Annotated in this window: 28 protein-coding genes; 16 read left to right on the top strand and 12 right to left on the bottom strand. The window is 70.2% G+C overall.

What is annotated here, in order from left to right:
• The 3 genes from ACFPZ3_RS09100 to ACFPZ3_RS09090 form a co-directional block, all read right to left on the bottom strand.
• A partial coding sequence (locus ACFPZ3_RS09100) for an AAA family ATPase (RefSeq protein WP_379513534.1) occupies positions 1-1,130 on the bottom strand: 1,130 nt, incomplete at its 3' end.
• Positions 1,131-1,195: 65 nt separating this feature from the next.
• Entirely contained in the window at positions 1,196-1,612 is a 417-nt protein-coding gene (locus ACFPZ3_RS09095; RefSeq protein ID WP_379513533.1) for an ATP-binding protein, read from the bottom strand.
• 53 nt (positions 1,613-1,665) lie between these two features.
• Complete coding sequence (locus ACFPZ3_RS09090; protein WP_379513532.1) at positions 1,666-1,839, bottom strand: hypothetical protein; 174 nt, start codon at positions 1,837-1,839, stop codon at positions 1,666-1,668.
• A 276-nt stretch (positions 1,840-2,115) separates the two neighbouring features.
• Here ACFPZ3_RS09090 and ACFPZ3_RS09085 point away from each other — a divergent pair, with 276 nt between their 5' ends.
• The 5 genes from ACFPZ3_RS09085 to ACFPZ3_RS09065 all read left to right on the top strand — a co-directional run bounded on the left by ACFPZ3_RS09085 (position 2,116) and on the right by ACFPZ3_RS09065 (position 6,577).
• A complete protein-coding gene (locus ACFPZ3_RS09085) occupies positions 2,116-2,943 on the top strand; it encodes a helix-turn-helix domain-containing protein (protein WP_379513531.1) in 828 nt (275 codons plus the stop codon).
• The gene (locus ACFPZ3_RS09080) at positions 2,934-3,140 is read left to right on the top strand and encodes a DUF397 domain-containing protein (protein WP_379513530.1); all 207 of its coding nucleotides are present in this window, start codon (positions 2,934-2,936) and stop codon (positions 3,138-3,140) included. Before ACFPZ3_RS09085 ends, ACFPZ3_RS09080 begins: the two co-directional genes overlap by 10 nt.
• A gap of 296 nt (positions 3,141-3,436) precedes the next feature.
• Positions 3,437-4,162, top strand: a complete 726-nt coding sequence (locus ACFPZ3_RS09075) for a class I SAM-dependent methyltransferase (RefSeq protein ID WP_379513529.1) — start codon at positions 3,437-3,439, stop codon at positions 4,160-4,162.
• Positions 4,163-4,307: 145 nt separating this feature from the next.
• Entirely contained in the window at positions 4,308-5,123 is an 816-nt protein-coding gene (locus tag ACFPZ3_RS09070) for an arginase family protein (RefSeq protein ID WP_379513528.1), read from the top strand.
• Positions 5,124-5,182: 59 nt separating this feature from the next.
• The gene (locus tag ACFPZ3_RS09065; protein ID WP_379513527.1) at positions 5,183-6,577 is read left to right on the top strand and encodes a pyridoxal phosphate-dependent decarboxylase family protein; all 1,395 of its coding nucleotides are present in this window, start codon (positions 5,183-5,185) and stop codon (positions 6,575-6,577) included.
• Positions 6,578-6,702: 125 nt separating this feature from the next.
• Here the strand turns inward: ACFPZ3_RS09065 and ACFPZ3_RS09060 are convergent, their stop codons facing one another.
• On the bottom strand, positions 6,703-7,545 hold the full coding sequence (locus ACFPZ3_RS09060; RefSeq protein ID WP_379513526.1) for a helix-turn-helix domain-containing protein: 843 nt from the start codon (positions 7,543-7,545) through the stop codon (positions 6,703-6,705).
• 129 nt (positions 7,546-7,674) lie between these two features.
• On the opposite strand from ACFPZ3_RS09060, the gene ACFPZ3_RS09055 reads away from it, so the two are divergent.
• The 3 genes from ACFPZ3_RS09055 (at position 7,675) to ACFPZ3_RS09045 (ending at position 9,959) form a co-directional block, all read left to right on the top strand.
• A complete protein-coding gene (locus ACFPZ3_RS09055) occupies positions 7,675-8,388 on the top strand; it encodes an alpha/beta fold hydrolase (protein ID WP_379513525.1) in 714 nt (237 codons plus the stop codon).
• An 85-nt stretch (positions 8,389-8,473) separates the two neighbouring features.
• Complete coding sequence (locus ACFPZ3_RS09050) at positions 8,474-8,668, top strand: hypothetical protein (RefSeq protein WP_379513524.1); 195 nt, start codon at positions 8,474-8,476, stop codon at positions 8,666-8,668.
• 592 nt (positions 8,669-9,260) lie between these two features.
• Positions 9,261-9,959, top strand: coding sequence for an RNA polymerase sigma factor (locus tag ACFPZ3_RS09045; RefSeq protein WP_379513523.1), 699 nt, complete (start codon positions 9,261-9,263; stop codon positions 9,957-9,959).
• 104 nt (positions 9,960-10,063) lie between these two features.
• Here the strand turns inward: ACFPZ3_RS09045 and ACFPZ3_RS09040 are convergent, their stop codons facing one another.
• From ACFPZ3_RS09040 to ACFPZ3_RS09025, 4 genes are all read right to left on the bottom strand, one after another.
• The gene (locus ACFPZ3_RS09040; RefSeq protein ID WP_379513522.1) at positions 10,064-10,396 is read right to left on the bottom strand and encodes a hypothetical protein; all 333 of its coding nucleotides are present in this window, start codon (positions 10,394-10,396) and stop codon (positions 10,064-10,066) included.
• A 32-nt stretch (positions 10,397-10,428) separates the two neighbouring features.
• Positions 10,429-11,679, bottom strand: coding sequence for a hypothetical protein (locus ACFPZ3_RS09035; RefSeq protein ID WP_379513521.1), 1,251 nt, complete (start codon positions 11,677-11,679; stop codon positions 10,429-10,431).
• Positions 11,672-12,166 carry a SigE family RNA polymerase sigma factor gene (locus ACFPZ3_RS09030; RefSeq protein ID WP_379513520.1) on the bottom strand — a complete coding sequence of 165 codons (495 nt, stop codon included), beginning with the start codon at positions 12,164-12,166 and terminating at the stop codon, positions 11,672-11,674. The genes ACFPZ3_RS09035 and ACFPZ3_RS09030 overlap by 8 nt, the downstream gene beginning before the upstream one ends.
• A 708-nt stretch (positions 12,167-12,874) precedes the next feature.
• The gene (locus ACFPZ3_RS09025; protein ID WP_379513519.1) at positions 12,875-14,035 is read right to left on the bottom strand and encodes an SIS domain-containing protein; all 1,161 of its coding nucleotides are present in this window, start codon (positions 14,033-14,035) and stop codon (positions 12,875-12,877) included.
• A 155-nt stretch (positions 14,036-14,190) separates the two neighbouring features.
• Here ACFPZ3_RS09025 and ACFPZ3_RS09020 point away from each other — a divergent pair, with 155 nt between their 5' ends.
• The 7 genes from ACFPZ3_RS09020 to ACFPZ3_RS08990 all read left to right on the top strand — a co-directional run bounded on the left by ACFPZ3_RS09020 (position 14,191) and on the right by ACFPZ3_RS08990 (position 21,394).
• Positions 14,191-15,567, top strand: a complete 1,377-nt coding sequence (locus ACFPZ3_RS09020) for an MFS transporter (RefSeq protein WP_379513518.1) — start codon at positions 14,191-14,193, stop codon at positions 15,565-15,567.
• The gene (locus ACFPZ3_RS09015; RefSeq protein WP_379513517.1) at positions 15,564-16,079 is read left to right on the top strand and encodes a GAF domain-containing protein; all 516 of its coding nucleotides are present in this window, start codon (positions 15,564-15,566) and stop codon (positions 16,077-16,079) included. The genes ACFPZ3_RS09020 and ACFPZ3_RS09015 overlap by 4 nt, the downstream gene beginning before the upstream one ends.
• A complete protein-coding gene (locus ACFPZ3_RS09010; protein WP_379513516.1) occupies positions 16,076-17,281 on the top strand; it encodes a metal-dependent hydrolase family protein in 1,206 nt (401 codons plus the stop codon). Before ACFPZ3_RS09015 ends, ACFPZ3_RS09010 begins: the two co-directional genes overlap by 4 nt.
• A gap of 102 nt (positions 17,282-17,383) precedes the next feature.
• Positions 17,384-18,181 carry an alpha/beta hydrolase gene (locus ACFPZ3_RS09005; RefSeq protein ID WP_379513515.1) on the top strand — a complete coding sequence of 266 codons (798 nt, stop codon included), beginning with the start codon at positions 17,384-17,386 and terminating at the stop codon, positions 18,179-18,181.
• 137 nt (positions 18,182-18,318) lie between these two features.
• Positions 18,319-19,344 (top strand): LacI family DNA-binding transcriptional regulator, encoded by a 1,026-nt coding sequence (locus tag ACFPZ3_RS09000; RefSeq protein ID WP_379513514.1) that lies wholly within the window; start codon positions 18,319-18,321, stop codon positions 19,342-19,344.
• Positions 19,345-19,437: 93 nt separating this feature from the next.
• A complete protein-coding gene (locus ACFPZ3_RS08995) occupies positions 19,438-20,751 on the top strand; it encodes a hypothetical protein (protein ID WP_379513513.1) in 1,314 nt (437 codons plus the stop codon).
• A gap of 67 nt (positions 20,752-20,818) precedes the next feature.
• Entirely contained in the window at positions 20,819-21,394 is a 576-nt protein-coding gene (locus ACFPZ3_RS08990; RefSeq protein ID WP_379513512.1) for a hypothetical protein, read from the top strand.
• Here the strand turns inward: ACFPZ3_RS08990 and ACFPZ3_RS08985 are convergent.
• The 3 genes from ACFPZ3_RS08985 to ACFPZ3_RS08975 are packed head-to-tail and all read right to left on the bottom strand — an operon-like array spanning position 21,391 to position 24,727.
• Entirely contained in the window at positions 21,391-22,053 is a 663-nt protein-coding gene (locus tag ACFPZ3_RS08985; protein ID WP_379513511.1) for a GntR family transcriptional regulator, read from the bottom strand. The genes ACFPZ3_RS08990 and ACFPZ3_RS08985 overlap by 4 nt on opposite strands.
• Positions 22,050-23,297: a CaiB/BaiF CoA transferase family protein gene (locus ACFPZ3_RS08980; protein WP_379513510.1), complete on the bottom strand. Its 1,248-nt coding sequence runs from the start codon at positions 23,295-23,297 to the stop codon at positions 22,050-22,052. The genes ACFPZ3_RS08985 and ACFPZ3_RS08980 overlap by 4 nt, the downstream gene beginning before the upstream one ends.
• Positions 23,294-24,727: an aldehyde dehydrogenase family protein gene (locus ACFPZ3_RS08975; RefSeq protein WP_379513509.1), complete on the bottom strand. Its 1,434-nt coding sequence runs from the start codon at positions 24,725-24,727 to the stop codon at positions 23,294-23,296. Before ACFPZ3_RS08975 ends, ACFPZ3_RS08980 begins: the two co-directional genes overlap by 4 nt.
• 64 nt (positions 24,728-24,791) lie before the next feature.
• Between ACFPZ3_RS08975 and ACFPZ3_RS08970 the strand changes: the two genes are divergently transcribed.
• Positions 24,792-25,955, top strand: a complete 1,164-nt coding sequence (locus ACFPZ3_RS08970) for an acyl-CoA dehydrogenase family protein (RefSeq protein WP_379513508.1) — start codon at positions 24,792-24,794, stop codon at positions 25,953-25,955.
• A 15-nt stretch (positions 25,956-25,970) separates the two neighbouring features.
• Here ACFPZ3_RS08970 and ACFPZ3_RS08965 read toward each other — a convergent pair.
• Positions 25,971-26,433, bottom strand: a 463-nt coding sequence (locus ACFPZ3_RS08965; RefSeq protein WP_465263546.1) for a C45 family peptidase, incomplete at its 5' end; no start/stop codon positions are given.

Here is a 26,433-nt window from a genome sequence, read left to right as displayed (position 1 = left end):
TGCTCGCGCCAGAACACGACGAACTCCCGCAGCAGGCGCGGCAGGTCGAAACGGCCGTCCGGCAGCACGAAGCTGTGCGGATCGGCCTTCACGAACCGCTCCGTGCGAGCGCCCAGGACCCGTAGCAGGACCTCCCGATAAACCGGGTTGGCAATCTCCAGATCCCTGATCCCTCGGATGAGACCCAGATCGTGAACGTAGGAGACGTCATCGTCGAAGGACGTGTCCATGTCTGGCCACATTCCCGCCAGGATGGGTTCGATCACCCGTTCCACCCGTGGTTCGCGCAACCGCGCCACGAGGGCGTCCAGATGGGTGGCGCGCGCCCGGATCAACCGCTCCTTGGCCTCATCCACCTGTGCGGTGTTGATGGTGCCGCTCACCTTCATGTCGACCACGACCTCGTTGGCGAGGGCGTTGACCAGCCACGGTTGTCCCTGCGTCAGCTCGAAGACCCGATCCACCGCGTCCTTGGTGAACTCCTGCCCGGTCGCCTGCGTGTGCTGGTCGTACAGCTCGGCGATCTCGTCGGTGGTGAAGTCGCCCAGGCGAAGCGACTTGGCGATGATGTTGAACGGGCTGGCGGGGTTCGTCCGGCCGGGGTCGCCACCCGAGGCGACCTTGTAGTCACGCAGGTCGCGCAACCCGCACAGAGCCACGGACGTGGGAAACGGCCGACCCCCCGGCCGCGCATTGTGACCGTCGCGGAGCTGGCTGAGAATGCTGACCATGCTGTTGCCCTGGAGAGCGTCGATCTCGTCGAGGAACAGCACGATCCTGCGCGGGCTGCGGTGGCACCACTCGGTCAGCGCCGAACCGAACCGGGTTCCCGCCGGAGCCTCCGGCCAGGGGTCCGGCGGCAGTAGTTCCTCTGGCCATCCCGCCCACTCGGTGGCCTGGCGAAGGGACTTCAGCAGAATCGTCTCCGCGGCGGCATAGTCGTCGCCGGCCGACTTGGCACGCTCGCAGGAGAACATCAGGGCGACGGTGTCGCCCTCGGCGGTCAGCTCGGACGCCAGCGTGCCTAGCGCGGTCGTCTTGCCGGTCTGCCGGGGCGCGTGCAGCACGAAGTAGCGATCCATCTCGATGAGCTCGCGCGCCTGCGGCAGCCGCTGCGTGGGGGGCAGCATGTAGTGATGCTGGGGGCCGCATGGGCCGGTGGTGTTGAAGTATCTCGCTCGGGGTGGCCGCATGGTCACAGTCTGCCACTTTCCTGACGCTCGCGTCCGGTCAACCGGAACCATACCGATGCGCCGTTCTCGTCGTGTTCGAATCCCCACGCGTCGGCGAGCATGTCCACCATCCACAGGCCGCGACCCGTGTCGTCGTCGAGAGCGGGGGCGCGCACTACGGGGGCACTGGTGGACGAGCCGGCGTCGGTCACCTCCACCTGGACGGTCGTACCCATGCGGAGAATCTGGATCGTCACCTTGCCGGTGGGGACGCATCCGGAGTCGGAGTGGGTGATGGCGTTGGTGACGACTTCGCTGAGCAAGAGGAGCGCGTCATCGAGGACAGGTGCGGGAACGCCGAGAGACAGCAGGGAGCGCGCCCAGTCGCGGGCCGCGGGAACGGATATTCCCGTCGCCGGGAATTCTCTGAGCCCGGTCATGTGCGACGCTTTCGGGAATGCTGGATCGGTCCTGTCACGGGGAAGCTGCCCTCTCATGCGCTCACCTCCGCGGCGATGAGGAGTTCGGTGCCGTTTTTGCCGAGCATCTCCAGCACCGGGTCGCCGGCCACGGGCATGACCAGCGAGACGGCGATACCGCGGGCGTGCAAGTCCCAGCCCAGGCGGGTGAGGTGACCGTATCTTTCGTACTCTTCGCGCTCTGTCATGCCTCCGCCTCCCGGCTGCTTACCGGCGTGTACGGCTGAGCGCTGAATAACGCTGTCGGGTTATTCAGACTCGACCGACGAATGTGGTGGGCAGGCTTCTGTGTCTGCCGCTGAAAAGAAGGTGTTCGTTCAGCGTGCCTTCTCGGTGGCGCAGCGGGCGACCAATTGCCCAGGCCAAGACAGCATGACTAATGACAGATGCCGGTCAGGTGTGGTTTAAAGGTGTCATCGACTCCAAGAGAATTTCCGTTTTTCTCTAATAAGAGGGGAAATGTCATGGACGTTGTGCCGTCTCTCAACCCGGAGTCCCCTCGCGTGCGGTTCGGCGCGGAGATGCGGCGACTGCGGGAGGTCGCAGAGCTGTCCCAGGCGGCGGTGGCAGCCCGACTGGGGTGCACGCAGACGCAGGTGTGCAGACTGGAGAAGGCGACCCGAACGCCCTCGCGGTCAGACGCCGAGCGGCTGGACCTGCTCTTCGGCGCGTCCGGGGGCATCTCCTTCGCCAGGCTCTACGAGCGCATCGTCACCCAGCCGGGCAGTCCGCCCTGGTTCCGGAACTGGGCTGAGGAGATCGAGCCCAGTCTCCTCGTGCTGCGCTCGTGGGATCCCCTGCTTGTTCCGGGCCTCCTGCAGACCGAGGCATATGCCCGGCACATCTTCAGCCATGGGCCACAAATCGCGCCTGAAGAGGTAGACGAACGTGTCGAAGCCCGGATGCGGCGGCAGCGCATCCTCGATCGGAAGGAACCGCCCATGCTGCTGATCCTCCTCGACGAGGGCGTGCTGTTCCGTAGTCTCGGTGGTCCAGAAGTGATGTGTGAGCAACTGGATCATCTGCTGAAGAAGGCCCAGCGACCTGGCGTTTTCATCCAAGTCGTTGATCGGGAATGCGTAGCCGGCTTGGCCGGGGCCTTCATGATCGCCGAGCTGCCGAACGACCAACCTGATGTCGTCAGTTCAGACTCGCCGACGCAGGCGCACATCACGACGGACCGTGATGTCGTGGCGTCCATTTGGCGGCGGTATGAGGCGATCAGGCTGTGGGCATATCCTGAGCGCGTATCCCTCCAGAAGATCGAGGAAGCGAGACGCGCATGGATCTGAGTGCCGCCGTTTGGCGGAAGTCATCGCGTTCTTCGGATAACGGCGGCCAGTGTGTGGAGGTCGCGACGAACCTTCCGGGAGTGGTCGCCGTTCGCGACAGCAAGGATCCGGATGGCCCCAAACTGTTCTTCAACCATAATGAGTGGAAGGCGTTCATTGACGGCGTCAGGGTCGGAGAATTCGACATCCGTTCCTAACTCCCATGTTGGCCCTCTGCCTCGCGTCGCGCATGGTGACGGGGCCGTGGCCACGTGGTGCATTGAGCAGGTAGAATGCAATTATCGCCATCAATGAACGGGGTGGTGAGATTTACTCCCGCTACTGCCATTCTGTCGTACTCGGCGAGAATGACTCCTCAGGGCTCTACAACGATGTGAGGAGCCAGTTCGGAGTCAGGCTCCGCAACCTCCAGTACAGATACCGGAACGAAGCCATTACAAGCGTCTACGACAGCGAACGGCTGGCGGCAGGTTATGCCTTCGACCGTCCTGCGGTGCATCAGCAGATCCTCAAGTCGGTTCGGCTCAAGCGTCCGGCCGGGCGAGCACTGGACATCGGGTGCGGGGCCGGCGTGTCCACTGCCGCGCTCACGCCACTGGCCGAGCGCGTCATCGGCCTGGAGCCCGCCCCGGCGATGCTCGTGCACCGGCGATCCGTCGCGCCATCCGCTCGATTCGTCATCGGCGCGGCGGAGGGGCTGCCGTTCGCCGCAGCGTCGTTCGACCTGGTCGCCGCCGCCGGGTCGCTGAACTACGCCGACCTTCCGCCGGCCCTCGCCGAAGTGGCCCGCGTCCTGACCCCGGACGGGGTCTTCCTCCTGTACGACTTCTCGAAAGGCCGGTCCTCGCCGGCAGGTGACGCACTGGCGACGTGGTTCACCTCGTTCGAGCGGCGGTTTCCATCGCCGCCTGGGTGGCGGCCGCTGGCCGTACAGGAGTTGCCTCTCGCCGGGACGGGGTTGCGCCTGCTCGACCACACCGACGTCGAGATTCCGATACCGATGACACTCGACGACTACCTCCGCTACGTGCTGGGCGAGGTCAGCGTGGACAGCGCCATCGCGCGCGGGGACGAGAGCGCCGAGCAGGCGCGCGACTGGTGCCGGCGGACGCTTGCGGAGGTCTTCCGGAGCGGGGAGATGACCGTGGTTTTCCGTGGGTACCTGGCCATGCTGGCCCCGGCCGCACGTCGCGAAACCGGTCAAGGCATGCCCTCATGAACCATGATCATGGTGTTGGTGCCGACAGGGTCGCATGCGCCACGTGCAGATTTCGCCCCGGACGGCCGGACAGTGATCTGAGCCCGGCAACGCTTCCTCCCTGGTGATGGGCATACTGGGCAGGCCGTTGAGAGACGAGGGGGACGTGGTGGCGAAGGTGGCAGTGGTTGAGGTGCCTCAGTGGCGCGGGTCCGGGGCCGTCACGGCGGAGCGGCTGAAGGAAGGGGCTCGGCTGCTTGCCGGCTTGGTCGGGGGCGATCAGCGAGTACGTGTCGAGGTTGACGATGATCTCGCTGCGACCGCGGCCAAAGTTCGTGCGGCCGTCGAGGGGGTTTCCGGTGAGCTGATCGTCACCGTCGGCGGGGACTGCGGTGTCGAGTTGGCGCCGGTGGCAGCGGCCCGGAAACGGTACGGGGATCGGCTGGTCGTCGTCTGGTTCGACGCTCATGGGGATTTGAACACGCCGGACTCCTCCCCTTCGGGGGCTTATCACGGGATGGTGTTGCGGGCGCTGACCGGCGAAGGACCTGCGGGGCTGGTGGCCGATGAGCCGCTGGATGCCGGGCAGATCGTGCTGGCGGGCGTACGGGATCTTGATCCTCATGAGGCGTCGTTCGTCGAGGGGCACGGAATTCGGCAGCTGCCGCCGGTGGTGGACCCGAGGGCTCTGGTCGAGGCGATCGAGGCTTGCGGAGGCGAGCATCGTGCTACGGCCGACGACTCCGTTGTCTATCTCCATATCGACTTCGATGTGCTCGACCCACGGTTCTTCGAGAGCGTGGGATGTCCTACGCCTGGTGGGCTGGTGGCCGATGAGCTCATTTCGCTGGTCAAGGCGGTGGGTGAGCGGTTCAAGGTCGTGGGGATCGGGCTCATGGAGTACGAACCGGGGCGGGCGGAAGATCAGGAGCTGATGAGTGTGATGGTGGCCGGAATCATGGAGGGATGCGGCCGGGGATGACGACTTAACGTGCAATTACGTCCAATCCCTATCGCATGCCGCATCCCTACCGTGTCGGCATGACAGAACCCGCCGCCGTCCCCCTTGACCTGACCCCCGCCATGATCGAGCAGCTCGGCCGCCAGGCCCTCGACCTCGTCGTCCGCCAGATCGCCGCGCTGCCCCACGCCCCCGCCAGCGATTACCGGACCGCCACCGAGCTGTCGCGGCGGGTCCACCGTCCTCCGGCCGACGGCCCCGGAGATTTCGCCGCTTTGCTGGAGACCTTCCGCCAGGCGGCGGGGCAGGGTGTGGACACCTCGGGACCCGGTTACCTGGCCTATTTCCCGGCGGGCGGCCTCGTCTCCGCGGCGCTGGCCGAACTCCTGGCCCAGGCTGCCAACCGCTTCACCGGGGTGGCACAGACCGCGCCCGCGCTGGTCGCGATGGAGGAGAGCGTGCTGACCTGGCTCGCCTCGCAGTTCGGCCTGCCCGCGAGCGCGGGCGGTCTGGTCACCACCGGAGCCTCGGCGGCGACGCTGTCGGCGGTGGTGGCCGCCCGGCACGACCGGCTGGGCGCGGAGTTCGGCGACGGCACCCTGTACGTCACCGAGCACACCCATTACTGCCTGGCCAAGGCCGCGCACATCGCCGGGCTGCCCGCCGGGTGCGTACGCGTCGTGCCCACCACACCGGACCTGCGGATGGACCCCGCCGCCGCGGCGGCCATGATCCAGGCCGACCGGGCGGCCGGGCGGCGCCCGTTCCTGCTCGCCGCGACGGCGGGCAGCACCAGCACCGGCACGATCGACCCGCTGAGCGTCCTGGCCGCCCTGGCGCGCGAGCACGACCTGTGGTTCCACGTGGACGCCGCCTACGGGGGCGGCTTCCAGCTCACCGGGCGCGGACGCGCCCTGCTGGAGGGGATCGGGGAGGCCGACTCGATCACCTTCGACCCGCACAAGAGCCTGTTCCTGCCGTACGGGACCGGTGTCCTGCTCGTACGGGACCCGGCCGCGCTGCGCGCCGCCCACGCGGGCGGTGGGCAGTATCTGCAGGACCTCAGCTCGGTCGAGGGCCTGCCCGACTACAGTCAGCTCGGCATCGACCTGACCAGGGATTACCGCGGCCTGCGGCTGTGGTTGCCGCTGCACCTGCACGGGGTGCGGGCCTTCGCCGACGCCCTCGACGACAAGCTCGACCTGGCCGCCCTGGTGTATCGCGAGCTTTCCGCGGACCCGCGCCTCGACGTGCCGTGGCCGCCGGACCTCACCGTCCTGCTGTTCCGGCTGCGGGACGGCGACGACGAGCGCAACCGGCGGTTCCTGGCCGACATCAACGCCACTCAGCGCGTCTACCTGTCGAGCACGACCGTCGGCGGTGTGTTCTACCTGCGGATGTGCGTGCTGAGCTTCCGCACCGGCAAGGACAGGGTGGAGGAGGCGCTGCGCATCATCGATGCCGCCACCGACTGACCGACATCCCCGATGCCGCCACCGGCTCACCGGCATCCCCGATACCCCCGCCAGCTCACCGATCTCCTCGGCGTCGCCACCGACTGACCAGCGTGATCGGCGTCCGCCGCCGACCTACTGATCGATCACGACAGGCCGCCCGCCGTAAGGCCGCCGCCGTCCCGGACGCCTCGCTGGTACGCTCCCGGCGTCACGCCGACCGCCCGGCGGAAGTGCCGTGACAGGTGCGACTGATCGCAGAACCCGACCGACACCGCCACCTCCGCCGGGGCGACCCCCTGGGCGAGCAGCGACTTGGCCCGCCGCACGCGTAGCTGTAGGACGTACGCGTGCGGCGGCAGCCCGTACGCGCGGCGAAAGGCCCGCAACAGCGCGAACGGCTCCGACCCGGCCGCCGTGGCCAGCGTGCCCAGGTCCGGCGGGTCGGCCGACGAGGCGTGCAACAACTCCCTGGCCAAAGCCGCGGCACGGGCGCCGGCCCGGGGGCGGCGGGTCCGCACGCGTCCCGTGGCATAGCGGTCGATCAGGCGGCCCAGCAGCACCCGCAACATCGAGTCGGCCAACAACCGCGCGCCCTGCTCGGCCGCGCGATGCGCCACCAGCAGCAACCGGCACGCCTCCTCATCGTCTGCCGCCCGCGACGGGAATGACGGAACGACGTCGCCGGCCCCGGCCTCCCTCGCGATGGCCTGCACCTGCTCCGGCCGGGGGTAAAGGACCCGGTACGACCATCCGTCAGGGGTACGCGCCCGCCCGGTGTGCACCACTCCGGGGTCAATCATCACGATCGACCCGACACCAGTGCCCTGTGTGCCCTCTGGAAAGCCGATCTCCTCCACGCCCTGCTCGACGGTGCCGATGGCGTACGTGTCGTGCAGGTGCCGGCCGAAGGGATCGCCGGTGAAGGTCGCCGACATCAGGTCGACGCCGCCCCACAACGGGTCACGCCAGTACCGAACCGCGCTCATGCACCTACGGTATCGAGGACGCCTATCGGCAGACGGTCCCGCCTGCCTCCCCGCAGGAGCCGGCCACACTGGCGATCAGGGAGGTTGGCGGCCAAAGGGTATCCCTCGGCTTGAGAGACGGAGAAACGCGTGGCGACGTTCGTCCTCGTACCCGGCGGTTGGCACGGCTCCTGGTCGTTCGAGGCGGTGGTTCCGCTGCTGGAGCGTGCCGGTCATGCCGTTCACGCCCTGACCCTGACCGGTCTGCGGCCAGACGACGACAACGCGACGGTCGCGACCGCCAACCTCGACACGCACGCCGACGACGTACTGCGACTCCTCGATCGCACCCACATCACCAGCGCGACGCTGGTCGGCCACAGCTACGGCGGGATGGTGATCGCGGCCGCCGCCGATCGCGCTGACGGCCGGATCTCGCGGCTGGTGCATCTCGACGCCTACGTACCGCGCGATGGCGAGTCGTGCTGGTCGTCAACGACCGAGCGCTACCGGGAAGCGTTCGCCGCCGGCGCTGCGACCACCGGCTACGCCGTCCGACCGCCGGCCGGCGGCGATCCGCGCCGCCGTCCCCATCCCCTCGCCTCGTTCCTGCAGACGATCCGGCTCACAGGCATGCTCGCCCAGGTCCCCCGCCGCGAGTTCGTCTACTGCTCAGGCTGGGAGCACCGGACGCCGTTCGCTGAACTCCGCACCCGGCTCCAAGCCGATCCCGGTTGGCAGGTCCACGACCTCCCGACCGGCCACGACGCGATGCATGAGGCCCCGGAGGCGGTCGCTGCGCTACTGCTCGGCGAACGCGTCGACGCACAGATGACAAACCTGCCGGATCCGACCAACTCATGATCGTTGAGAGGTGGTCATGGGCCATTTCCATAGATCATCTGAATAAGCTGGTCATGTAACACTCCTCGCGTAGAGAGAAGTGACCATGAGCGAAGCTTCCGGCCCCGTGGACCACAAGCAGGACGCGCTCGACATACTCGCCGCCGCACACAACACCTACGACGGCAGAAGCGACACCCCCAATGCGATGGTCGAGCTCATCGCCGACCAGATCCCCGCGATCGTCCACGCCCTGCTGTACGTCGGCGATCAGCTTGCCAAGCGCGACGACGGGCGATGAACCGCTTCACGGACCGGCCGAGCGGCTTGATCCAGGTGACGCCGTTCAACGAACACGGAGTCCCCAGCGCAAGGACCGCCCGAAACGGAGCCTGGCTGTCCCTGGTCGGCGCTGTTCACTGGAAGATGCTCGCCGACCTCCTCGGGGCCGCCGGCAGCACCGCCAGTAACTGGCACGAGGAGAATGGAACAGATCGTGCAAGCTACGTCGCCAGTCAGCTCCGCCAGGACGCAAGATCTCGCGGTCCCGAGTAGTCAGGCCGGCTGAGGACTTATCGGTTCTCGTAGAGGCGGTAGGTGGCCAGGATGTTGAGCCGGTGCAGGTCACGGCAGAGGACGAGCATGCCCAGGCCGGCCGCAGGCTCCGCTGTCATGTTCAGCAACGCCAGACATGGCTGTTCGTCCCCATCGAACCTGGCAGTTTGGCGCGGGCCTGCCGATCATGAGTGCCGTGTCCGAGCCGCCTTGTCCGGTCCCCACCGCGCTTCCTGCAACGGGAAGGGGCTGACGGGGAACTCGCCCACGTCCCCGCGACAGTAGTCCGTGTGGATGTGAAGATGCGTGCCCGCCTACGGGACGGCGATCAACAGGCCTTGGGCGAGCTTTTCGACGAGTACGCCACGAGCGTCTACAACCACGCCTACTGGGTGGTCGGTGACTGGTCGGCAGCCGAGGACGTGGTGTCGCTGACGTTCATGGAGGTGTGGCGATTACGGGAACGGCTCGACCCGGACGGCGGTTCGCTGCGCCCATGGCTGCTGGGAGTGGCCACCAACGTGGGCCGCAACCTGCGACGAGCCAGACGGCTGCACCGGGAGGCCCTCGCCAAGGTGCCCTGCGCCGCTCCCGTCCCGGATTTCGCCGATGAGGTGGTCGGGCGGATCACCGACGCGCAGCGACTGGAGAACACAGGACCCAGGACCACACCGGTCACGGTAAGGCCACAGCTCAAGTTCCCTTCCGTGGCTTTTCGCCCGGCGCGTCCGGCGTCGAGGCGGGAACTGGCCCTCGACCTGCACGCGGAAGACCTCGCTCCGCCCACCCGGCAGACCGGCTGGACACCCGGCCCCGTCGCCGGTTACACCAACGCCGCGCTGCCCCTGCTCGCCCAGGCCCGCGCCGTCCTGGCCGCGGCCGTCACCGCCGACCGAGCGGCTGGAGCCACTTGGGACGAGATCGCCGCAGTTCTGATGTCAGCCCTGACACCGCCGCCCGCCGCTACCGCAGCTGACGGCGAGTCGGCCCCGCGGTTCGGTATTCGGGACGGAAACGAGTCGCCGAGCTCGGGCTGAGATCCGGTCGCCCCAGACTCCACGAACGCACTCGCGATGGTGACAGCGCTCGCATTGGTGAGGTCCGGGGTCGAGGAACGACGGGACGACACGAAGCCGGTCGCTCAGGTGGAGAAGGGCCTCGCCCGCCGTACAAGCACGAGTCCGGCCGTGTAGACGAGGGCGTAGCAGAGGGGGAGCAGGGCGCCGGTCGCCGTGGCAGCGAGGCTGACGGCGGTGACCAGGGCCAGCAGTGTTGCGGCCACGGCGTACTCCCTCACGGCCGTGGCCGCCGCCGCGAGTACACCGATCGCGCCGATGGCGGCGAGCAGATCGGCGACCAACCAGGCGTCCAGCAGCCCCGCCTCTGTGACCAGGCGCAGGAGGGGCATGGGGAGTGACGGCGTCCAGATGTACGTTGGGCCGCCGCCGGCCAGGTTCGCGACCGTGGGGATCATGACGAGCACCAGCAGAACGCCTGCCGGAGACCTCAACGGAGGTTGGCCAGACGGTAGCCGTCGCCGTTCTGCCACAGCAGCCAGTCGCCCGCCGCCAGCATGACTGCCGGGCTCTTGTATCGCGTGCCGGTGACCGGATCGAGCAGGAACGAGGTGGCCCCAGTGTTGTAGGTGATGAGCCGGTTGCCCGCCGTCATCCAGGGAGAGACGCCCTTCTCCGGCGTCGGGACTCCGGGCAGCGCGGACACCGGCCCCCAGGAGTCGCGCGGCACCCACCGCAGCGTGGAATCGGCCACCCAGGCGAACCACTTCCCGGACGCCGCCGCGTACCACTTCTGGTCCGGATCGTCCATGCTCTGCGCGCGGACCCCCTCTGGTAGCGGATGCTCGGCCGTCACCCTCCCCGTCTCGACGTCGACGATACGCAGCACCTTGTCGTTCGCCCGGTCGGCGGTGAACACGTATGGGTAGGAGAACGCCACCGCCACCCCGCTCGCCGGGTCCCCGGCCTTGACGACCGTACCCACCTGCGCGCATCCCTTGGCCACCCAGGGTTGCCGCATGACGTCGCTGCCGACGATCACGCCGTCATCCACCCAGACCTGTCCCTGGGGGTCTGTGCCCTGCGGGCTGATCGTGCGCGTGGTTCCGTCCACCGTGCGGCACCGTTGGTCAGCCGCCGAGCCGTTCGGCTCCGTCCAGGTACGGAAGCCCGTGGCCGTCCCCAGCCCCGACCGCGCCGGGAAGCCGAGTTCCTCGGGCGTGCCACCACTCGCGCCCACCTCCGCCGCCCGCCCGTCGGGCGTCGCGCCCAGGACCGTCCCGTCGCTGCCCAGCGCTGCGGGCACGAACGGCTTGCCCTGCGCCGTGCGGCTCTCGACGTCCACGACGCTCGTCACGTTCATGAGGTGACGCAGGGCCTGTTCGAGGCGGACTCCGGCAGGGACGCGGATGTTCGCCTGGTCCGGGGTGGGCGTCACGGTCTTGGTCACGGTCGGCTCGGGCCACCTGGACACTGTCACCGTCGGCTCGGAAGGCTCGGTCGATGCGGGAGTCGGGGTCAGGTTCGCCGTCGATGCGGCGTCGCCGTTCCCGCCGTGTACGGCCAGGGGCACGGCCACCAGCACCGCCGTTGCCCCCGCTGCGGCGGCCAGCGCCAAGGCCCGCCTGTTCCTGCGGCGTGTGGCCACCGCCCGGTGGATCCGATCTGCCAGGCCGGGCGGCGGATCGTCCGGGGAAGGCTCGCTGAGCAGCGCGGCAAGACGGCGTTCCAGGTCATCCATGCTCGATCTCCTCGGTCTTGACGGCCTCACGCAACCGGGCGAGTCCTCGCGACGCCTGGCTCTTGACGGTCCCGCGGCTGCAGCCGAGTAGCCGGGCGATCTCCTCATCGCCGCGGTCCTCGACATAACGCAGCACCAGTACGGCCCGCATGCGTGGAGGCAGCCGGGCGATTCTGGAGCGGATGCCGTCGTCGTCCAGCAGGCGTTCCAGCCCCACGTCCTCCGCCGCGGGCTCGGGGGGAGCCGACACACTCACCTCACGCTTTGGCCGCCGCCAGCGGTTTGCCATGATGCGGACCATGGCAGTGCGGACATAACCTTCCGGGTCGTCCTTGCGTCTGATCGCACTCCACCGCAGGCCAGTTCGAGTGAGCGCTTCCTGCACCAGGTCCTCGGCGTCGTGCTTGTTCTGGGTCAGGACCATGGCGTAGCGATAGAGCGCCGGCAGCCGCTGCGCCGCGAATCTCTCAAACGTCGGGTCGTCCACTCGTACCTCCGGCCTCCAAGGACACTCCAGTCGGTCGGATGGTTGAGTGGCGACGGAATAATGCCGCAGACTTTCACCGTGCACGCGCTGCCGGCGCCGCGCGGATGCCGTGTTCTGCTCGGCGCGGTGCCAGGTCCGCGTCCGGCGAGCCCGGCGAAGTGAGTTCGGTGAGCAAGACCGGGGCCGGGGAACGACGGGACAGCCATTGGCGGTACGGGCTGCCAACGGGGGGACGGCCGGGAAGAGTGGTCAGGGTTGCGGCCCGGCGGGCGTGTGAGCGGGGCGACCTGTCGTTCCCGATCAGGCCTGATCCGGCTCCTTCACCGTCGCTCACGGGCGATGCGGCGTGCTGGCTCGGCATGTTGGCGGATCATCCCAGTCCAGAGATGTTCGCCATCTCGGCGGCCGCATGGGTAGCCGGGATCCGCACGGGCCGACGGATCCGCACGGGCCGACGGATCCGCACGGGCCGACGGATCCGCACGGGGTCGGCTCCCGTCAGGGCCTGCGACGCCGAAGGCGAGGGTTGCGCCTACAGGCACCTCAAAGAGAACTGCCCGAGCGGAAGCGAGGTCCATTCGGGGCGGGCATACGGGCCCACCGTGTAACCGGCCCACGGGTGGGTGCTGGGGTTGTCGGGGGTTCGAAAGGGGGCGTGAGCCCCCTGGGAGGCGCTGTCTGGAATCCCATGGCGCGTGGCGCCCCCGTTCATGGAAGACCGTGTGGTTCCGCCGGGTCTCCGGAGTCCCTGGGGTGGGTGGGGCGGCGGTGGAGGAGGCCGAACTTGGTCCACATGGCCTCGGCCGCCTCGATCGAGGTTCCCGTACGGGAAGGGTTGACGGCGGCCAGCTGGGTGACCAGGGCTTGGGCTACGGCTATGCCTGCCGTCAAGGAGGGGAAGAAGGCCTCGCCCTCCGCAGGGACCATCACCACTTCCTCCGCCGCGCTGGCCAGGGCTGGACTCGCCGCGTCCGTCAGGGCGAAGACGCGGACTCCTCGTGAGCGGGCCTCGTTGGCGGCCAGGACCGTGCTCTCGTACAGGCGCCAGAAGCTGATCGCGATCAGTACGTCTCCCTCTCCGATCACGGACATCGTGTTGGCCAGTTCCGAGTCTCCCGCCGAAACCGCCGTGACCGGGTAGCCGGCTAGGCGGGCGTTGTGGGCGAGGGCCAGGCCGACGGCGGCGTAGCTTCCGTCGGCGACGATGACCGTGCGGCGGGCGGCCGCGATGGCCTCCGCGATCGTGAGCAGGACCCGTTCGTCCAGGCGCCGGTTGAGGAGTGCGAGGCTGTCGAGGTCGCGGCGGAGGGAGCGGGAGCTGGGTGAGCCGGTGCCCCGGTGTTCGGCGGCGACCTGGCCGGCGCTGAGTGAGGACAGGTAGCGGGCGCGCAGCTCCTGCTGCAGCGCGGGCCAGCCGGCGAAGCCGAGCGCCTGTGCCGTACGGGTGACGGTGGCGACGTTGACGCCGGCGAGCTGGGCCAGCTCCCCCGCCGACCCGAACGAGGCCCGGCCCGGTTGTGAGAGCAGCAACTCCAGTACGGCGGCCGACTTCCCGCGCAACCCCCGCCCCGGCAGCCGACCGCGCAACCAGTCCTCAAAGCTGTCCGCACTGACGGCCTCAACGCCGTCCGCACGAATGCCCCCGGAGCCGTCCGCACGGGGACCCTCGGGACCGTCCGCGCGGAGACCCCCGGGACCGTCCACACGAATGCCCCCGGAACCGTCCGCACGGAGACCCCCGGGACCGTCCGCGCGAATGCCCTCGGAGCTGTCCGCATGAACAGCCTCTGAGCCGTCCGGACCGGCGCCGACGCTGCCCGTACGGGTCTGCGGGTCGTCCCAGTCGTCCGTGGCGCGACGCTCCGTCACACGACCCCTTCCTGGGTACAAGATCCCCGCTGAGGAACATGCTACGCGGTTGTAACAAGCCCATCATGCAAAGACCATTGCAATTTCATCATTTCGCACTATATGTTGCTTCGCAATCGACTTGCAGGGCCACGACCTGGGGAAAGGTGTGTTCGATGACCTTGTTGGCCCGTCTGGACCGGCTCCCGCTGAGCCGTCCGCACTACGTACTCCTCCTGATAGGCGGCCTCGGCTACACCTTCGACGGCATGGACTCCGCCGTCGTCGCGTTCCTGCTCCCGAGCGCCCAGGAAGCCTGGAGCCTGTCCAACGGCCAGCTCGGCTTCATCGGCTCGGCGACGCCGTTCGGGTTCCTGTTCGGCGCGACCGTGGCGGGGCTGCTCGGCGACCGCATCGGGCGCAAGAAGGTGATGATGTACGCGCTCGCCTTCTACGCCGTCTTCTCGGTGATCGCCGCGTTCGCCCCGAACTATGAGGTGTTCCTGGGCGCCCGGGTGCTGGCGGGAGCGGGGGCGGGCGCGGAGAGTGCGATCATCGCGCCGTTCCTGTCGGAGTTCGTGCCCGCCAAGCGGCGCGGCTGGTTCGTCGGCGCGCTGGCCGGGTTCTTCTCGTTCGGTTTCGTGATGGCGGCGCTGATCGGGCGGTTCGTGGTGCCGACGATGGATGACGGCTGGCGGGTGGCGCAGCTGGTCACCGCGCTGCCGATCGTGATGTTGCTCTGGTGGCGGCGCTCGCTGCCGGAGTCGCCCAGGTTCCTGCTGCAACAGGGCCGTACGAGCGAGGCCGAGGCGGTGGTCGCCGACCTGGAGCGGAAGGTCGAGCGGGCCACGGGCGAGGCCCTGCCGCCGGTGCCGGAGGCCGCCGTCGCCCCCGCGACCGAGACGCCGAAGGTGAACCTGCTGAGCGCCCTGCGGTTCCTGTGGAGCCCGGTGATGGCCAAGCGCACGGCGGTGATCTGGCTGGTGTGGTTCGTAATCACGTTCTCGTACTACGGCTTCTTCTCCTGGATCCCCACGCTGCTCGTGCAGCGCGGCATCACCGTCACCAAGAGCTTCGAGTTCTCGATCATCATCTACCTGGCGCAGATCCCCGGGTACTTCTCCGGTGCCTGGCTGTCGGAGCTGCTGGACCGCAAGAACACGATCGCGATCTACCTCGCGGGTTCGGCGGTCAGCGCGTTCTGGTTGTCGCAGATGGACACGCCCGTCACGATCACGATCGCGGGCGCGGTGTTGTCGTTCTTCCTGAACGGCACGTACGCCGGCGTCTACTCCTACACCCCCGAGATCTTCCCGACGTGGATCCGCGCCACCGGCACCGGCCTGTCGAGCGCGTTCGGGCGGGTCGGCAGCATCCTGGCCCCGACGATCATCGGGTTGTCGGCCGCGAGCCTGGGCTTCGCCGGGGTGTTCGGGCTGACGACGGCGGTGCTGGTGGCCGGGGTGGTGTGCGTGGTCGTGTTCGGCCTGGCCACCGCCGGGCGATCACTGGAAGAGCTGACGGAACCCACCGCTGAGGAGGCGGCCAAGTGAACGACCTGACGGAGCTTGAGGAGACGGTACGCAGGGAGCTGGGCGTGCGCCTGTTCACCGTGCTCGCCTGGGTGCCGGAACGACGGGCCCTGCGCCGCGTCCACAGCAGCCATCCCGAGGAGTACCCGGTCGGCGGCGAGAAGACCGTGGAGGTCGCCCAGGACTGGCTGGCCACGTGCGTCGAGGGACGGCGGCCGTACTTCGGCAGGGACAAGGCCGCCGTGCGGGAGATCTTCGCCGACCACGAGCTGATCGAGAGCCTGGGGTGCGGTTCCATCATCAACGTGCCCGTGATCGGGAAGGAGGGTGAGGTGCTGGGCGTCCTGAACATCCTCGACGCCGAGGGGACCTACGACGAGCAGTCGGTGGCCGTCGCCGAGACCATCGCGAGGAACGCCGCAGCCGCCGTCGCGACGAACACCGCAGACGCCATCGCGAAGAACGCCGCAGACACCGCCGCGACGAACACCGCAGACGCCGCCGCGAAGAACGCCGGAGGTGCCGTCGCATGAGCCTGCTCCTGCGGAACGCGCTGCTGCTCGACGTCACCACCGGCGAGTACACCGAGGCCGACCTGCGCTGCGCGGAGGGCCGCGTCGCCGAGACCGGGCACGGGCTCCGGGCCCCCGAGGGCACCCGGGTGGTCGACCTCGCGGGCGCGCATGTCGTACCCGGGCTGATCGACGCGCACGTCCACGTGACCGCCTCCACCGCGAACCTCGGCTCCCTGCGCTCCATGTCCCCCTCGTACGTCGCCGCTCACAGCGCCCGCACCATGGGCGACATGCTGGAGCGGGGCTTCACCACGGTCCGCGACGCCTCCGGCGCGGACTTCGGGCTGGCCGACGCGCAGGCGGAGGGCCTCATCAGGGGCCCGCGCCTGCTGTTCTGCGGCAAGGGGCTGAGCCAGACCGGCGGCCACGCCGACTTCCGTGGCCGGGGCGAGCACCTGAACGACGACCACCCGTGCTGCGCGGGCGTGGGCCGGGTGGTGGACGGCGTGGACGCGGTACGCGCCGCCGCCCGCGACGAGCTGCGCAAGGGCGCGCACCACATCAAGCTGATGGCCTCCGGCGGTGTGGCGTCCCCGACCGACCGCATCGACTCGACCCAGTTCTCCATGGACGAGCTGCGCGCGGCCGTCGAGGAGGCCGAGGCCGCCAACCGGTACGTCGCCGCCCACGCCTACACCGCCCGCGCCGTCAACCGGGCTCTGGAGGCCGGGGTGCGCTCCATCGAGCACGGCAACCTGATCGACGACACCAGTGTCGAGCTGTTCCTGCGGCACGAGGCGTACCTGGTGCCGACGCTGGTGACGTACTGGGCGCTCCAGGCGGAAGGCCGCGAGTTCGGGCTGTCCGAGCAGAGCTGGCGCAAGGTGGACGAGGTGCTCGAAGCGGGTCTGGTCGCGCTGGAGCGGGCCGCTCGGGGCGGCGTGCGGCTGGCGTACGGGACGGACCTGCTCGGTGGCATGCACCGGCACCAGAACCAGGAGTTCCGCCTCCGGGCCGAGGTGCAGCAGCCGATCGACGTGCTCAGGGCGGCCACCACGGGGGCGGCGGAGCTGGTCGGGATGGCGGGCGAGCTGGGCACCCTGGCCGTGGGCGCGCACGCCGACCTGCTGGTGCTCGACGGGAACCCACTGGAGGACATCGACGCCCTGGCCGACCCGAAACACATCCGCCACGTGGTCCAGGCCGGCGCCATCGCCTGAGCCGACCCCAGGCGCGTGCCATCGCCTGAACCGAGCCCAGCCCAGATGGATGCCATCGCCTGAGCCGACCCCAGGCGCGTGCGGACGCCGTACCGTGGGTGGGTGACCACGCTGACGCGCGCCTGCCTGGTGGTCGCCGCGGTGCTGATCCTGCTGCTCGGACTGCTGTGGGTGTTCCAGCGGCGGCTCATCTACCTGCCCGTCGGCGGCCCCGTGCCGCCGGCGGGCGAGGTGATCCCGGGGGCGCGCGACGTCTCGTTCACGACGAGCGACGGGATCAGGCTCACCGCCTGGTACGTCCCCGGCGACCACGACGTGACCGTGCTGGTCATGGGCGGCAACGCGGGCAACCGGCTGCACCGGGCTCCCCTGGCCAGGGCGCTGGCCGCGTACGGACTGCCGGTGCTGCTCATGGACTACCGCGGCTACGGCGGCAACCCGGGCAGTCCCACGGAGGAGGGCCTCCACCTCGACGCCCTGGCCGCCCGCGGCGTGATCAAGACCTCCCAGGTGATCTACTTCGGCGAGAGCCTGGGCGCCGCGGTGGCGACCGGGCTCGCTCTGGAGCACTCGCCCGACGGGCTGGTGCTCCGCTCGCCGTTCACCGACCTCGCCGCCGCCGGCCAGGTCAACTACCCCTTCATCCCGGTACGCCCCCTCCTGCGCGACCGCTTCCCCGTCGCCGAGACCATCAGCCAGGTACGCGCGCCGGTCGTCGTCGTGTACGGCACCGCCGACACCATCGTCCCCCCGCGCCTGAGCCGTACCGTCGCGGAGGCCGCGGACGCGACGACCGTGGAGGTGCCAGGAGCAGGGCACAATGATCTCGTCCTGTTGAACGGCAGGGAGTTGGTCGGCGCGGTGGCGGAGCTGGCCGAGCGGGTCCGCAGGGCGCGCTGACCTCGCGTGAACGTTAACATGATGGGTTGTGGTGCGGCCTCCGCACATGGCCCTGGCCTGCGGATTCGGCCTGCGCGGTGGAGTTGCTAACGTTCTCAACAGGGGCTCAACAGGGCCTCAGCGGGGAGGAAGACCAGGTGGCACGTGCCCGGCGGAAGACACGCCCGGCGGTGATCGGCGACGTCGCGCAGCTCGCGGGGGTGTCCAACCAGACCGTGTCACGGGTGCTCAACGACCACCCCAACGTGCGCCCCGACACCAGGGAGCGCGTGCTGGAGGCCATCCGGCAGCTCAACTACCGCCCCAACCTCATGGCCAGGGGTCTGGTACGCCAGCGCTCCCACATGATCGGCGTGGTCAGCTTCGACACGGTGTTGTTCGGGCCCGCCTCGACGCTGCTGGGCATCGGCCGGGCCGCCCGCGACGACGGCTACGGCGTCACGATCGTCACCCCGGAGAGCGGCGACCGCTCCAGCATCGTGGACGCCATGTCCACGATCGCCGGGCAGGCCGTGGCCGGTGTGATCATCGTCTTCCCGTCCCGTGCGGCCTCCACGACGGCGCTGCTCAGCATGCCGGAGGGGGTGCCCGCGGTGACCGTGGAGGCGGCCGACGACATCGTGGCCGGCGTGCACATCGACCAGGCGGCGGGCGCCAGGATGGCCGTCGAGCACCTGCTCTACCTGGGCCACGAGACCGTCTGGCACGTCTCGGGCCCGCGCGACCGGCTGGACGCGCAGGCCAGGATCGACGGCTGGCGGGCCACACTGGACGCGGCGGGCCGCGCCGCGCCGCCGCTGGTCGTGGGCGACTGGGGCGCGGAGTCGGGCTACCAGGCCGGGCTTGAGCTGGCCGAGCGCCCTGGGGTGAGCGCGGTCTTCGCCGCCAACGACCACATGGCGCTGGGGCTGCTGCGGGCCTTCCACGAGCGTGGGATCCGGGTGCCCGAGGACGTGAGCGTCATCGGCTTCGACGACATCCCGGAGGCCGGTTACCTCATCCCGCCGCTGACGACCGTGCGGCCGGACCACGAGGAGGTGGGGCGCCGGGCGGTGGCCTCGCTGCTCGCGCTCGTGGACGGGCCGGGCACGGCGGAGCGTGAGTGGGTGATCCCAACCCTCATCAGGCGCAACAGCACCGCCGCCCCACCGGCCACCGGCTGAGATCCCTCCTCGAACGCGGCGAGGCCCGTGCATAAGTTGAAGCTTGTCCCCGACGGCATCGCGGCGGGCCGCACACCGCCGTAAGCTCCGCTGGTGACCCCGTTACGTGTCGTTGCCGCGTGCGTCGCGGCTGTGGGTGTGCTCGCCGCCGCGATCGTCCTGCTCACCAGGGACGACGGCGCGCCGCGGGCCAGGGAGCGCCTGGTGGCCGCGCCCGCGCAGGTGCGCCCGAGCGTGCTCGTCGACGCCAACGGCGCGGTGCTGGAGCAGTTCTCCGGCGACTGCGGCGCCAGCCGGCTCCCCTACCTGTGCGAGCGCGTACGCGCGGAGCTGCTTGCGAGCAACGCCGGCCTGCTGAAGGGCACCGGCCTGACGATCAGGACGGCGATCGACCCGCGTACGCAGGAGGCCGCCCAGCGGGGCATCGACTCCCACGTCGGCCGCGACGACGAGCACGTGGCCGCCCAGGCGATGATCGTGCCCGGCACCGGCGAGATCAGGGCGCTGGCCACCAGCCACGGCAACGCGCCCGGCCTCATGCAGGGCAGCACGGCGATGGTGTACACGCTGGCCGCCGCCCTGGAGAACGGCCTGCGCTACGCCGACGGTCTCCCTCACAGCCGCGAGTACCGGGCGCCGAAGTACAGCTCGTTCAAGAACTGCAGGGGCGAGAACATCGGCGACCCCACGCACTCCGTCGTCAACGACACGAACGCCCCGGGTGACTTCACCACCCTGGAGACGGGCACGCGGGCCACCGACAACGCGTTCTTCCTCAAGCTGACCGAGCGGGTCGGCCTCTGCCAGAGCGTGGAGATGGCCCGCCGGCTCGGGCTGAGCCGGGCCGACGGCATGCCGCTGCAGGAGTACGAGACGTTCGCGCTGGGGATCAACGAGGTTGACCCGATCGCGCTGGCCGGCACGTACGCCACGCTCGCCGCCCACGGCAAGCGCTGCGCTCCGAGGGTGGTCACAGAGGTCCGGGGCGAGGGGGGCTTCGCGCGCACGTTCCCGGCGCGGTGCGAGCAGGCGCTGGAGGCGCCGGTCGCCGACGCGGTGACCGGCGTGCTGACGGGCGCACTGGCCAGGAGCCCGCTCAAGGGCCTCGGCCGGGACGCGGCGGGCATGACGGGCAACGTCGACAACGACACCTCAGCCTCGTACGCCGGTTACACCCCTGACCTGGCCTCGGCCGTCACCCTCGGCCACCCGGACGACGTCCGCAAGCACCGGCTGGCCGACGTCAGCCTCGGCGGCAAGCGATACCCGACCGTCTCCGGCACTACCGTCCCCGGCCCCATCTGGAAGGATTCGATGCGGGCGGCGCTGGACGGAACGGCGGAGACGCCCTTCACCGCGCCCGACACCGCCAGGTTCGGCGGCTGCCGCGACGCCTGCGCCAACTGAATGCGCCAACCGAATGTGCCAACCGACCGGCAGCCGGTTCCCCCTCTGGGAAGGCGAGGCACCGACGATGAGACCTGTGGACCGCGCCGAGTACCTCGGCTACACCCCTGACGTCGAGAGCGGCCGGCTCATCGAGCACGGCCTGCCGAAGGAGCTGCCGGAGACGCTCGGGGGGCGGCACCGGTTCACCCCGCTCTCCCTGTACGTCGGAGAGCGGCTCGCCGCCACGGCCTTCGCCCGGCTCGACGACGTCGGGGAGTTCTGGGTCGACGTCTGGCTGCTCTCGCCGAAGCGCGGCGGGCGCTGGAACCTGCGGGCCGGCATCACCTCCGCCGGCGGCGCCGACGAGGACGTGCTGGGCCCGCGCCCTGAGGCCGCCCTGCTCAACGGGCGCGCGCTGGCCGGGGAGAGGTCCCGGTTCAACGCCAGCCCCGTGCCGTGGTTGCGGCGGCCGTACAAATGGGTGAACTTCGGCATCGTACGGCTGTCGGCCGAGGTGGGGACGGTACGGATCGCGGAGCGGGAGATCGCGGTCCCGGAGCACGGCCTGCAGGCGGTCGCCTGGCGGGCCAGGCGCGGCGGCATCGAGGCGGACCTGCTCGACCACAAGGGCGAACGCCTGTCGGCCCTGACGCTGCGTTAGCTCTCCAGGAAGGGCTTCAGCTCGGCCACCGCGTGGTCGCGGTGCACGTTGAGCGTGGCCACGGCCTCGTCGGCGGACCTGCGGCGCAGGGCGTCGAGGGTGGCGCGGTGCTCCTTGACCACGCGGTCCCGGTTGCCCGCGTCGCCGTAGTACATCGACCGGTAGGCGTCGGTCGCGTCCCAGAGCGTCCTGATCAGCCGGGCCAGGCGGGGCATCCCGGCGCAGTCGAACAACGTCATGTGGAACACCCGGTTGGCGGTGGCCATGGCCAGCACGTCGCCCGCTCCGGCGGCCCGCTCCACGTCGTCCTGGGCCGCCTCCAGCCGCCCGAGGTCGGCGTCGGTGAGGAGGGGCACGGCCCGGCGCACGGCCTCCTCCTCCAGCAGATGCCTGATGCGGTAGACCTCGCGCAGGTCGTCGAGGGAGAGCGTCTCCACGAAATAGCCCCGGTGGGCCTCGTAGGTGACCAGGCCCTCGCCCTGCAACGTCTTGAGCGCCTCACGCAGGGGGACGCGGCTGACCTGAAGCTCCTCGGCCAGCGCGTCCTGCCGGATGGGGGCGCCGGGCCGCAGCCGGCCGGTGGTGATGGCGCGGCGCAGCTCGGCCAGCACGAACTGCTGGGCCGTGGGGGGCCTGCGTCGTGCCTCGTCCGGACTCACGGCCCCAATATCTCACGAACCCACGCCTCGTCCTGCCCGAGCGCCGGTGGCGGGCGGCGGTAGGAGGGCGGGGTGGCGCTCATGCGCAGCGGGTTCGCGACCTGGCCGACGCCGTCGAGGTCGACGGCGGGCTCCAGGCCCAGGTCCTCGGCGAGGGCGAACGCGGCGGCCAGGTCGTTGATCGGGCCGCACGGCACTCCCGCGGCGGTGAGCCGGTCGAACCACTCGTCGGCGGTGCGCTTGGCGAGGGCCGCGGTCAGGTCCGCGACCAGGCCCTCCCTGGCGGCCACGCGCTCGGCGTTGGTGGCGTAGCGGGGGTCCTCGGCGAGGTCCTGCCGGTCCAGGGCGTGGCAGAGGGCGCGGAACTGGCGGTCGTTCCCGGCCGCGATCACGATCGGCCGGTCGGCGGCCTGGAACACCTCGTACGGGACGATGCTCGGATGCCTGTTGCCCATCGCGCGCGGCACGACCCCGGCGGCGGCGTAGGCGGAGGAGTGGTTGCTGAGCGCCGACAGCAGCGACGACAGGAGAGAGACCTCCACCCGCTGCCCGACACCGGCGAGAGGCTGCCCGGCGACGGACGCCTCCGCACCGGCAGCGGGCTGCCCGGCGGCGGGCGCTCGCGCGCCAGCAGCGGGCTGCGCGGCGGCGGGCGCTCCCGCGCCGTCGACATGACCGCCCTGGCCGGTCTGGTCGCGGTGGCGCAGGGCCGCCATGATGCCCAGCGCCGCGTGCAGCCCGGTGATCACGTCCACCAGCGCCACGCCCGCCTTCGTCCCCGGCCCGTCCGGCTCGCCGGTGACGCTCATCAGCCCGCCGACGGCCTGGATGATCAGGTCATACCCCGGCAGCCCCGCCCCGGCCCCCGACCCGAACCCGGTGATCGAGCAGTACACCAGCCCGGGGTTGAGCTCACGCAACTCCTCGTAGCCGAGCCCGAGCCGCTCCATCGTCCCCGGCCTGAAGTTCTCCACGAGCACGTCCGCCCGCGCCGCCAGCGCCCGCGCGACCTCCACGTCCTCCCGCAGGTCCAGGGCGATCGAGCGCTTGTTCCTGTTGACCCCGAGGAAGTACGTGGCCTCGCCCCCGGCGTACGGCGGCCCCCAGGCGCGGGTGTCGTCCCCGACGCCGGGCCGCTCGACCTTGACCACCTCCGCCCCGAGGTCGGCCAGCAACATCGTGCAGTACGGCCCGGCCAGCACCCTGCTGAAGTCCGCCACCAGCAGCCCCGACAGAGCGCTCATGCCGGCGAGCCCAGGTAGACGGTCACCGTCCGGGTGTAGAACTCCCTGGCCGCCCGTCCCTGCTCCTTGGGCCCGTACCCGCTCTGCTTGGCCCCGCCGAACGGCACGTACGGGAACGTCCCCGCCGACTCCGAGTTGACGTGCAGCACCCCCACCTCCAGCCGCTCGACCGCCTGCAACGCCACCCCGAGGTCCCGGGTGAAGATGGCGGCCGACAACCCGTGGTCGCTGAGGTTGGCGAGCCCGAGCGCCTCCTCCGCACTGGCCGCCCGCACGGCGCCGACCACGGGCCCGAACAACTCGGTACGCCAGAAGTCCACCCCCGTCCCCGGCAGGTCCAGCACGGTCGGCGGCACGAACCAGCCCTCACGCTCCAGCGAGGAGGCTCCCGCCAGCGGTTTGGCCCCCTCCACCACGGCCCGCGTCACCCCGGCCGACACCCGCTCGCGCGCGGCCGAGCTCACCAGGGGGCCCATCTCCACGCCCGTGTCCAGCGGGTCGCCGACGACGAGCCGGCCGGCCAGCTCCGCGACCCGCCCCAGCAGCTCGTCGGCCACCTGGTCGGCCACGATGAGCCGGGAGGTGGCCGTGCACTTCTGCCCGGTCGAGCGGAACGCCCCGAGGACCACCTGCTCGGCCGCGTGGTCGAGGTCGGCGTCGGCGAGCACGACGGAGGCGTTCTTGCCGCCCATCTCGGTCTGCACCGGCTTGCCCAGCTCGCCGCAGCGCGCGATGACGGCCCGCCCGACGGCCGTGGAGCCGGTGAACGACACCGCGTCCACGCCGGGGTGGTCGACGATGGCCGAGCCCGCGTCGGCCTCGCCGTACACGAGGTTGAGCACCCCGTCCGGCAGGCCCGCCGACGTCAGCGCCCAGGCCAGCCGGTAGGCCAGCAGCGGCACCAGCGACGACGGCTTCCACACCACGGTGTTGCCGTAGGTCAGCGCCGGGGCGATCTTCCAGGCCGGGATGATGATCGGGAAGTTGAACGGCGTGATCAGCCCGGCGACGCCGATGGGCTTGCGGACGACGAGCACCTTCTCGCCGGGGCGTGGCGAGGCGAAGACCTCGCCGCTCTCCCGGTCGGCCTCGCTCGCGTAGTAGCGCATGATGCGGGCCGCGCCCCTGACCTCGCCGACCGCCTCGGGCAGCGTCTTGCCCTCCTCGCGGGCCAGCTCGGCGCCCCACTCCTCGGCGTTGGCGTCGATCAGGGCGGCGGCGGCGTTGAGCACGGCGGCGCGGTCGTGGTGCGGGGTGGCGGCCCAGCCGGGAGCGGCCGAGCGGGCCGCGTCGACGGCCCGCTCCACTTCGGGCACGGAGGCGAACCGCCCGCGCGCCACGACCTCGGAGGGCCGTGCGGGGTTGATGTCGGCGAACTCCTCGCCCTCTCCCTCGACCCAGCGGCCACCGATGAGATTCAGAACGTCCATGGAGAAAGTACCCTAACTATGCAATATTGGATTTTCAATATTGGATCCAAAATACGGAGAGGTCATGATCGCACCCACCGCCCTGTTCTCCCTCGACACCCTGCTGACCGAGGAGGAACGCGAGATCAGGAGCACGGTCAGGCGCGTGTGCGACCGGGAGATCCGGCCGCACGTCGCGGACTGGTTCGAGGCCGGGGAACTGCCCGCGCGGGAGCTGGCCCGCACGCTCGGCTCGGTCGGCGTGCTCGGCATGCACCTCGACGGGTACGGCTGCGCCGGCATGGGCGCGCTCTCGTACGGGCTGGCCTGCCTGGAGCTGGAGGCCGCGGACTCCGGGCTGCGCAGCCTGGTGTCGGTGCAGGGCTCCCTCGCGATGTACGCCATCTGGAAGTACGGCAGCGAGGAGCAGAAGCAGGAGTGGCTGCCCCCGATGGCGGCCGGCGAGCGCATCGGCTGCTTCGGCCTGACCGAGCCCGACTTCGGCTCCGACCCCGGCGGCATGCGCGCCACGGCCAAGCGCGAGGGCGGCGACTGGGTGCTGAACGGCACCAAGATGTGGATCACCAACGGCTCGGTGTCGGACGTGGCGGTGGTCTGGGCGCGTACGGACGAGGGCGTGCGGGGCTTCCTGGTCCCGGCGGGCACCCCGGGCTTCACGGTCAACGACGTCAAGCACAAGATCTCGCTGCGCGCGAGCGTGACCAGCGAGCTGGTGCTCGACGGGGTACGCCTGCCCGCCGACGCCATGCTGCCCGGCGCCAGGGGCCTGTCCGGGCCGCTCGGCTGCCTGAACGAGGCCAGGTTCGGGATCGTGTTCGGGGCGATGGGGGCGGCGCTGGACTGCCTGGAGACGACCATCGCCTACACCGGCGACCGGGAGGTGTTCGCCAAGCCGCTGGCGTCGTACCAGCTCACCCAGGAGAAGCTCGCGGACATGACGCTGGAGCTGGGCAAGGGCCTGCTGCTGGCCGTGCACCTGGGCCGGCTGAAGGAGGCCGGCACGCTCACCCCCGAGCAGGTGAGCGTCGGCAAGCTGAACAACGTGCGCGAGGCCCTGGAGATCGCCAGGAAGTGCCGCACACTGCTCGGCGCGAGCGGCATCACCCTCGAATACCCGGTGATCAGGCACGCGGTGAACCTCGAGTCCGTGCTGACCTACGAGGGCACGTCCGAGATTCACTCGCTGGTCATCGGCAAGGCGCTGACCGGCATCGCGGCCTTCAAATAGGGCTTCGCCCGACACTCAGAACGTCTGCCAGGTCGCCTCGGTGACCTGGCAGGGCCCGCCCTGGTGCACCCGCAGCCGCCCGGCGGGCAGGTCGAGCCCGATCGTGGCCAGGGTCTCCCAGCGCTGGTTGAGCGGCTGGGTGAGGTCGGGGTGGGCGCAGACGGGCGCGTCGACGGGCGCGTGGCCGAGCATGGCCAGCGCCCGCGCGTTCAGGTCGTCGACGCTCAGCTCCTCGACGTGGTCGCGCAGGTGGCGCAGGCGGTCGTAGGTGCCGGGCCGCTCGGTGGCGTGCCGCTCCCCCACCGCCAGGTCTTTGTCCAGGAAGTGGTTGCAGTGTTGCAGGACCCCGTCGGGGTCCGGCGCGATGACGGCCACGCCGGCCGGGGAGATCTCGATGGAGGCCGCGTCGGTGCCGGTCACGGCCGTGATGACGGTGGAGGCCGAGACGGTGGCCGAGCGGGCGATGTCGGCGGCCTGC

The sequence above is a fragment of the Nonomuraea insulae genome, assembly GCF_042656245.1.
The sequence above is the reverse complement of the archived record's forward strand: the minus strand, read 5'-3'. Positions and strand labels throughout refer to the sequence as shown.

Excerpts from the sequence above, each read along its gene's own strand:
- ACFPZ3_RS09095 (WP_379513533.1), bottom strand. The coding sequence starts at position 1,612 with ATGACCGGGCTCAGAGAATTCCCGGCGACGGGAATATCCGTTCCCGCG.
- ACFPZ3_RS09090 (WP_379513532.1), bottom strand. The coding sequence starts at position 1,839 with ATGACAGAGCGCGAAGAGTACGAAAGATACGGTCACCTCACCCGCCTG.
- ACFPZ3_RS09085 (WP_379513531.1), top strand. The coding sequence starts at position 2,116 with ATGGACGTTGTGCCGTCTCTCAACCCGGAGTCCCCTCGCGTGCGGTTC.
- ACFPZ3_RS09080 (WP_379513530.1), top strand. The coding sequence starts at position 2,934 with ATGGATCTGAGTGCCGCCGTTTGGCGGAAGTCATCGCGTTCTTCGGAT.
- ACFPZ3_RS09065 (WP_379513527.1), top strand. The coding sequence starts at position 5,183 with ATGACAGAACCCGCCGCCGTCCCCCTTGACCTGACCCCCGCCATGATC.
- ACFPZ3_RS09060 (WP_379513526.1), bottom strand. The coding sequence starts at position 7,545 with ATGAGCGCGGTTCGGTACTGGCGTGACCCGTTGTGGGGCGGCGTCGAC.
- ACFPZ3_RS09050 (WP_379513524.1), top strand. The coding sequence starts at position 8,474 with ATGAGCGAAGCTTCCGGCCCCGTGGACCACAAGCAGGACGCGCTCGAC.
- ACFPZ3_RS09040 (WP_379513522.1), bottom strand. The coding sequence starts at position 10,396 with ATGATCCCCACGGTCGCGAACCTGGCCGGCGGCGGCCCAACGTACATC.
- ACFPZ3_RS09035 (WP_379513521.1), bottom strand. The coding sequence starts at position 11,679 with ATGGATGACCTGGAACGCCGTCTTGCCGCGCTGCTCAGCGAGCCTTCC.
- ACFPZ3_RS09020 (WP_379513518.1), top strand. The coding sequence starts at position 14,191 with ATGACCTTGTTGGCCCGTCTGGACCGGCTCCCGCTGAGCCGTCCGCAC.
- ACFPZ3_RS09010 (WP_379513516.1), top strand. The coding sequence starts at position 16,076 with ATGAGCCTGCTCCTGCGGAACGCGCTGCTGCTCGACGTCACCACCGGC.
- ACFPZ3_RS08990 (WP_379513512.1), top strand. The coding sequence starts at position 20,819 with ATGAGACCTGTGGACCGCGCCGAGTACCTCGGCTACACCCCTGACGTC.
- ACFPZ3_RS08980 (WP_379513510.1), bottom strand. The coding sequence starts at position 23,297 with ATGAGCGCTCTGTCGGGGCTGCTGGTGGCGGACTTCAGCAGGGTGCTG.
- ACFPZ3_RS08975 (WP_379513509.1), bottom strand. The coding sequence starts at position 24,727 with ATGGACGTTCTGAATCTCATCGGTGGCCGCTGGGTCGAGGGAGAGGGC.
- ACFPZ3_RS08970 (WP_379513508.1), top strand. The coding sequence starts at position 24,792 with ATGATCGCACCCACCGCCCTGTTCTCCCTCGACACCCTGCTGACCGAG.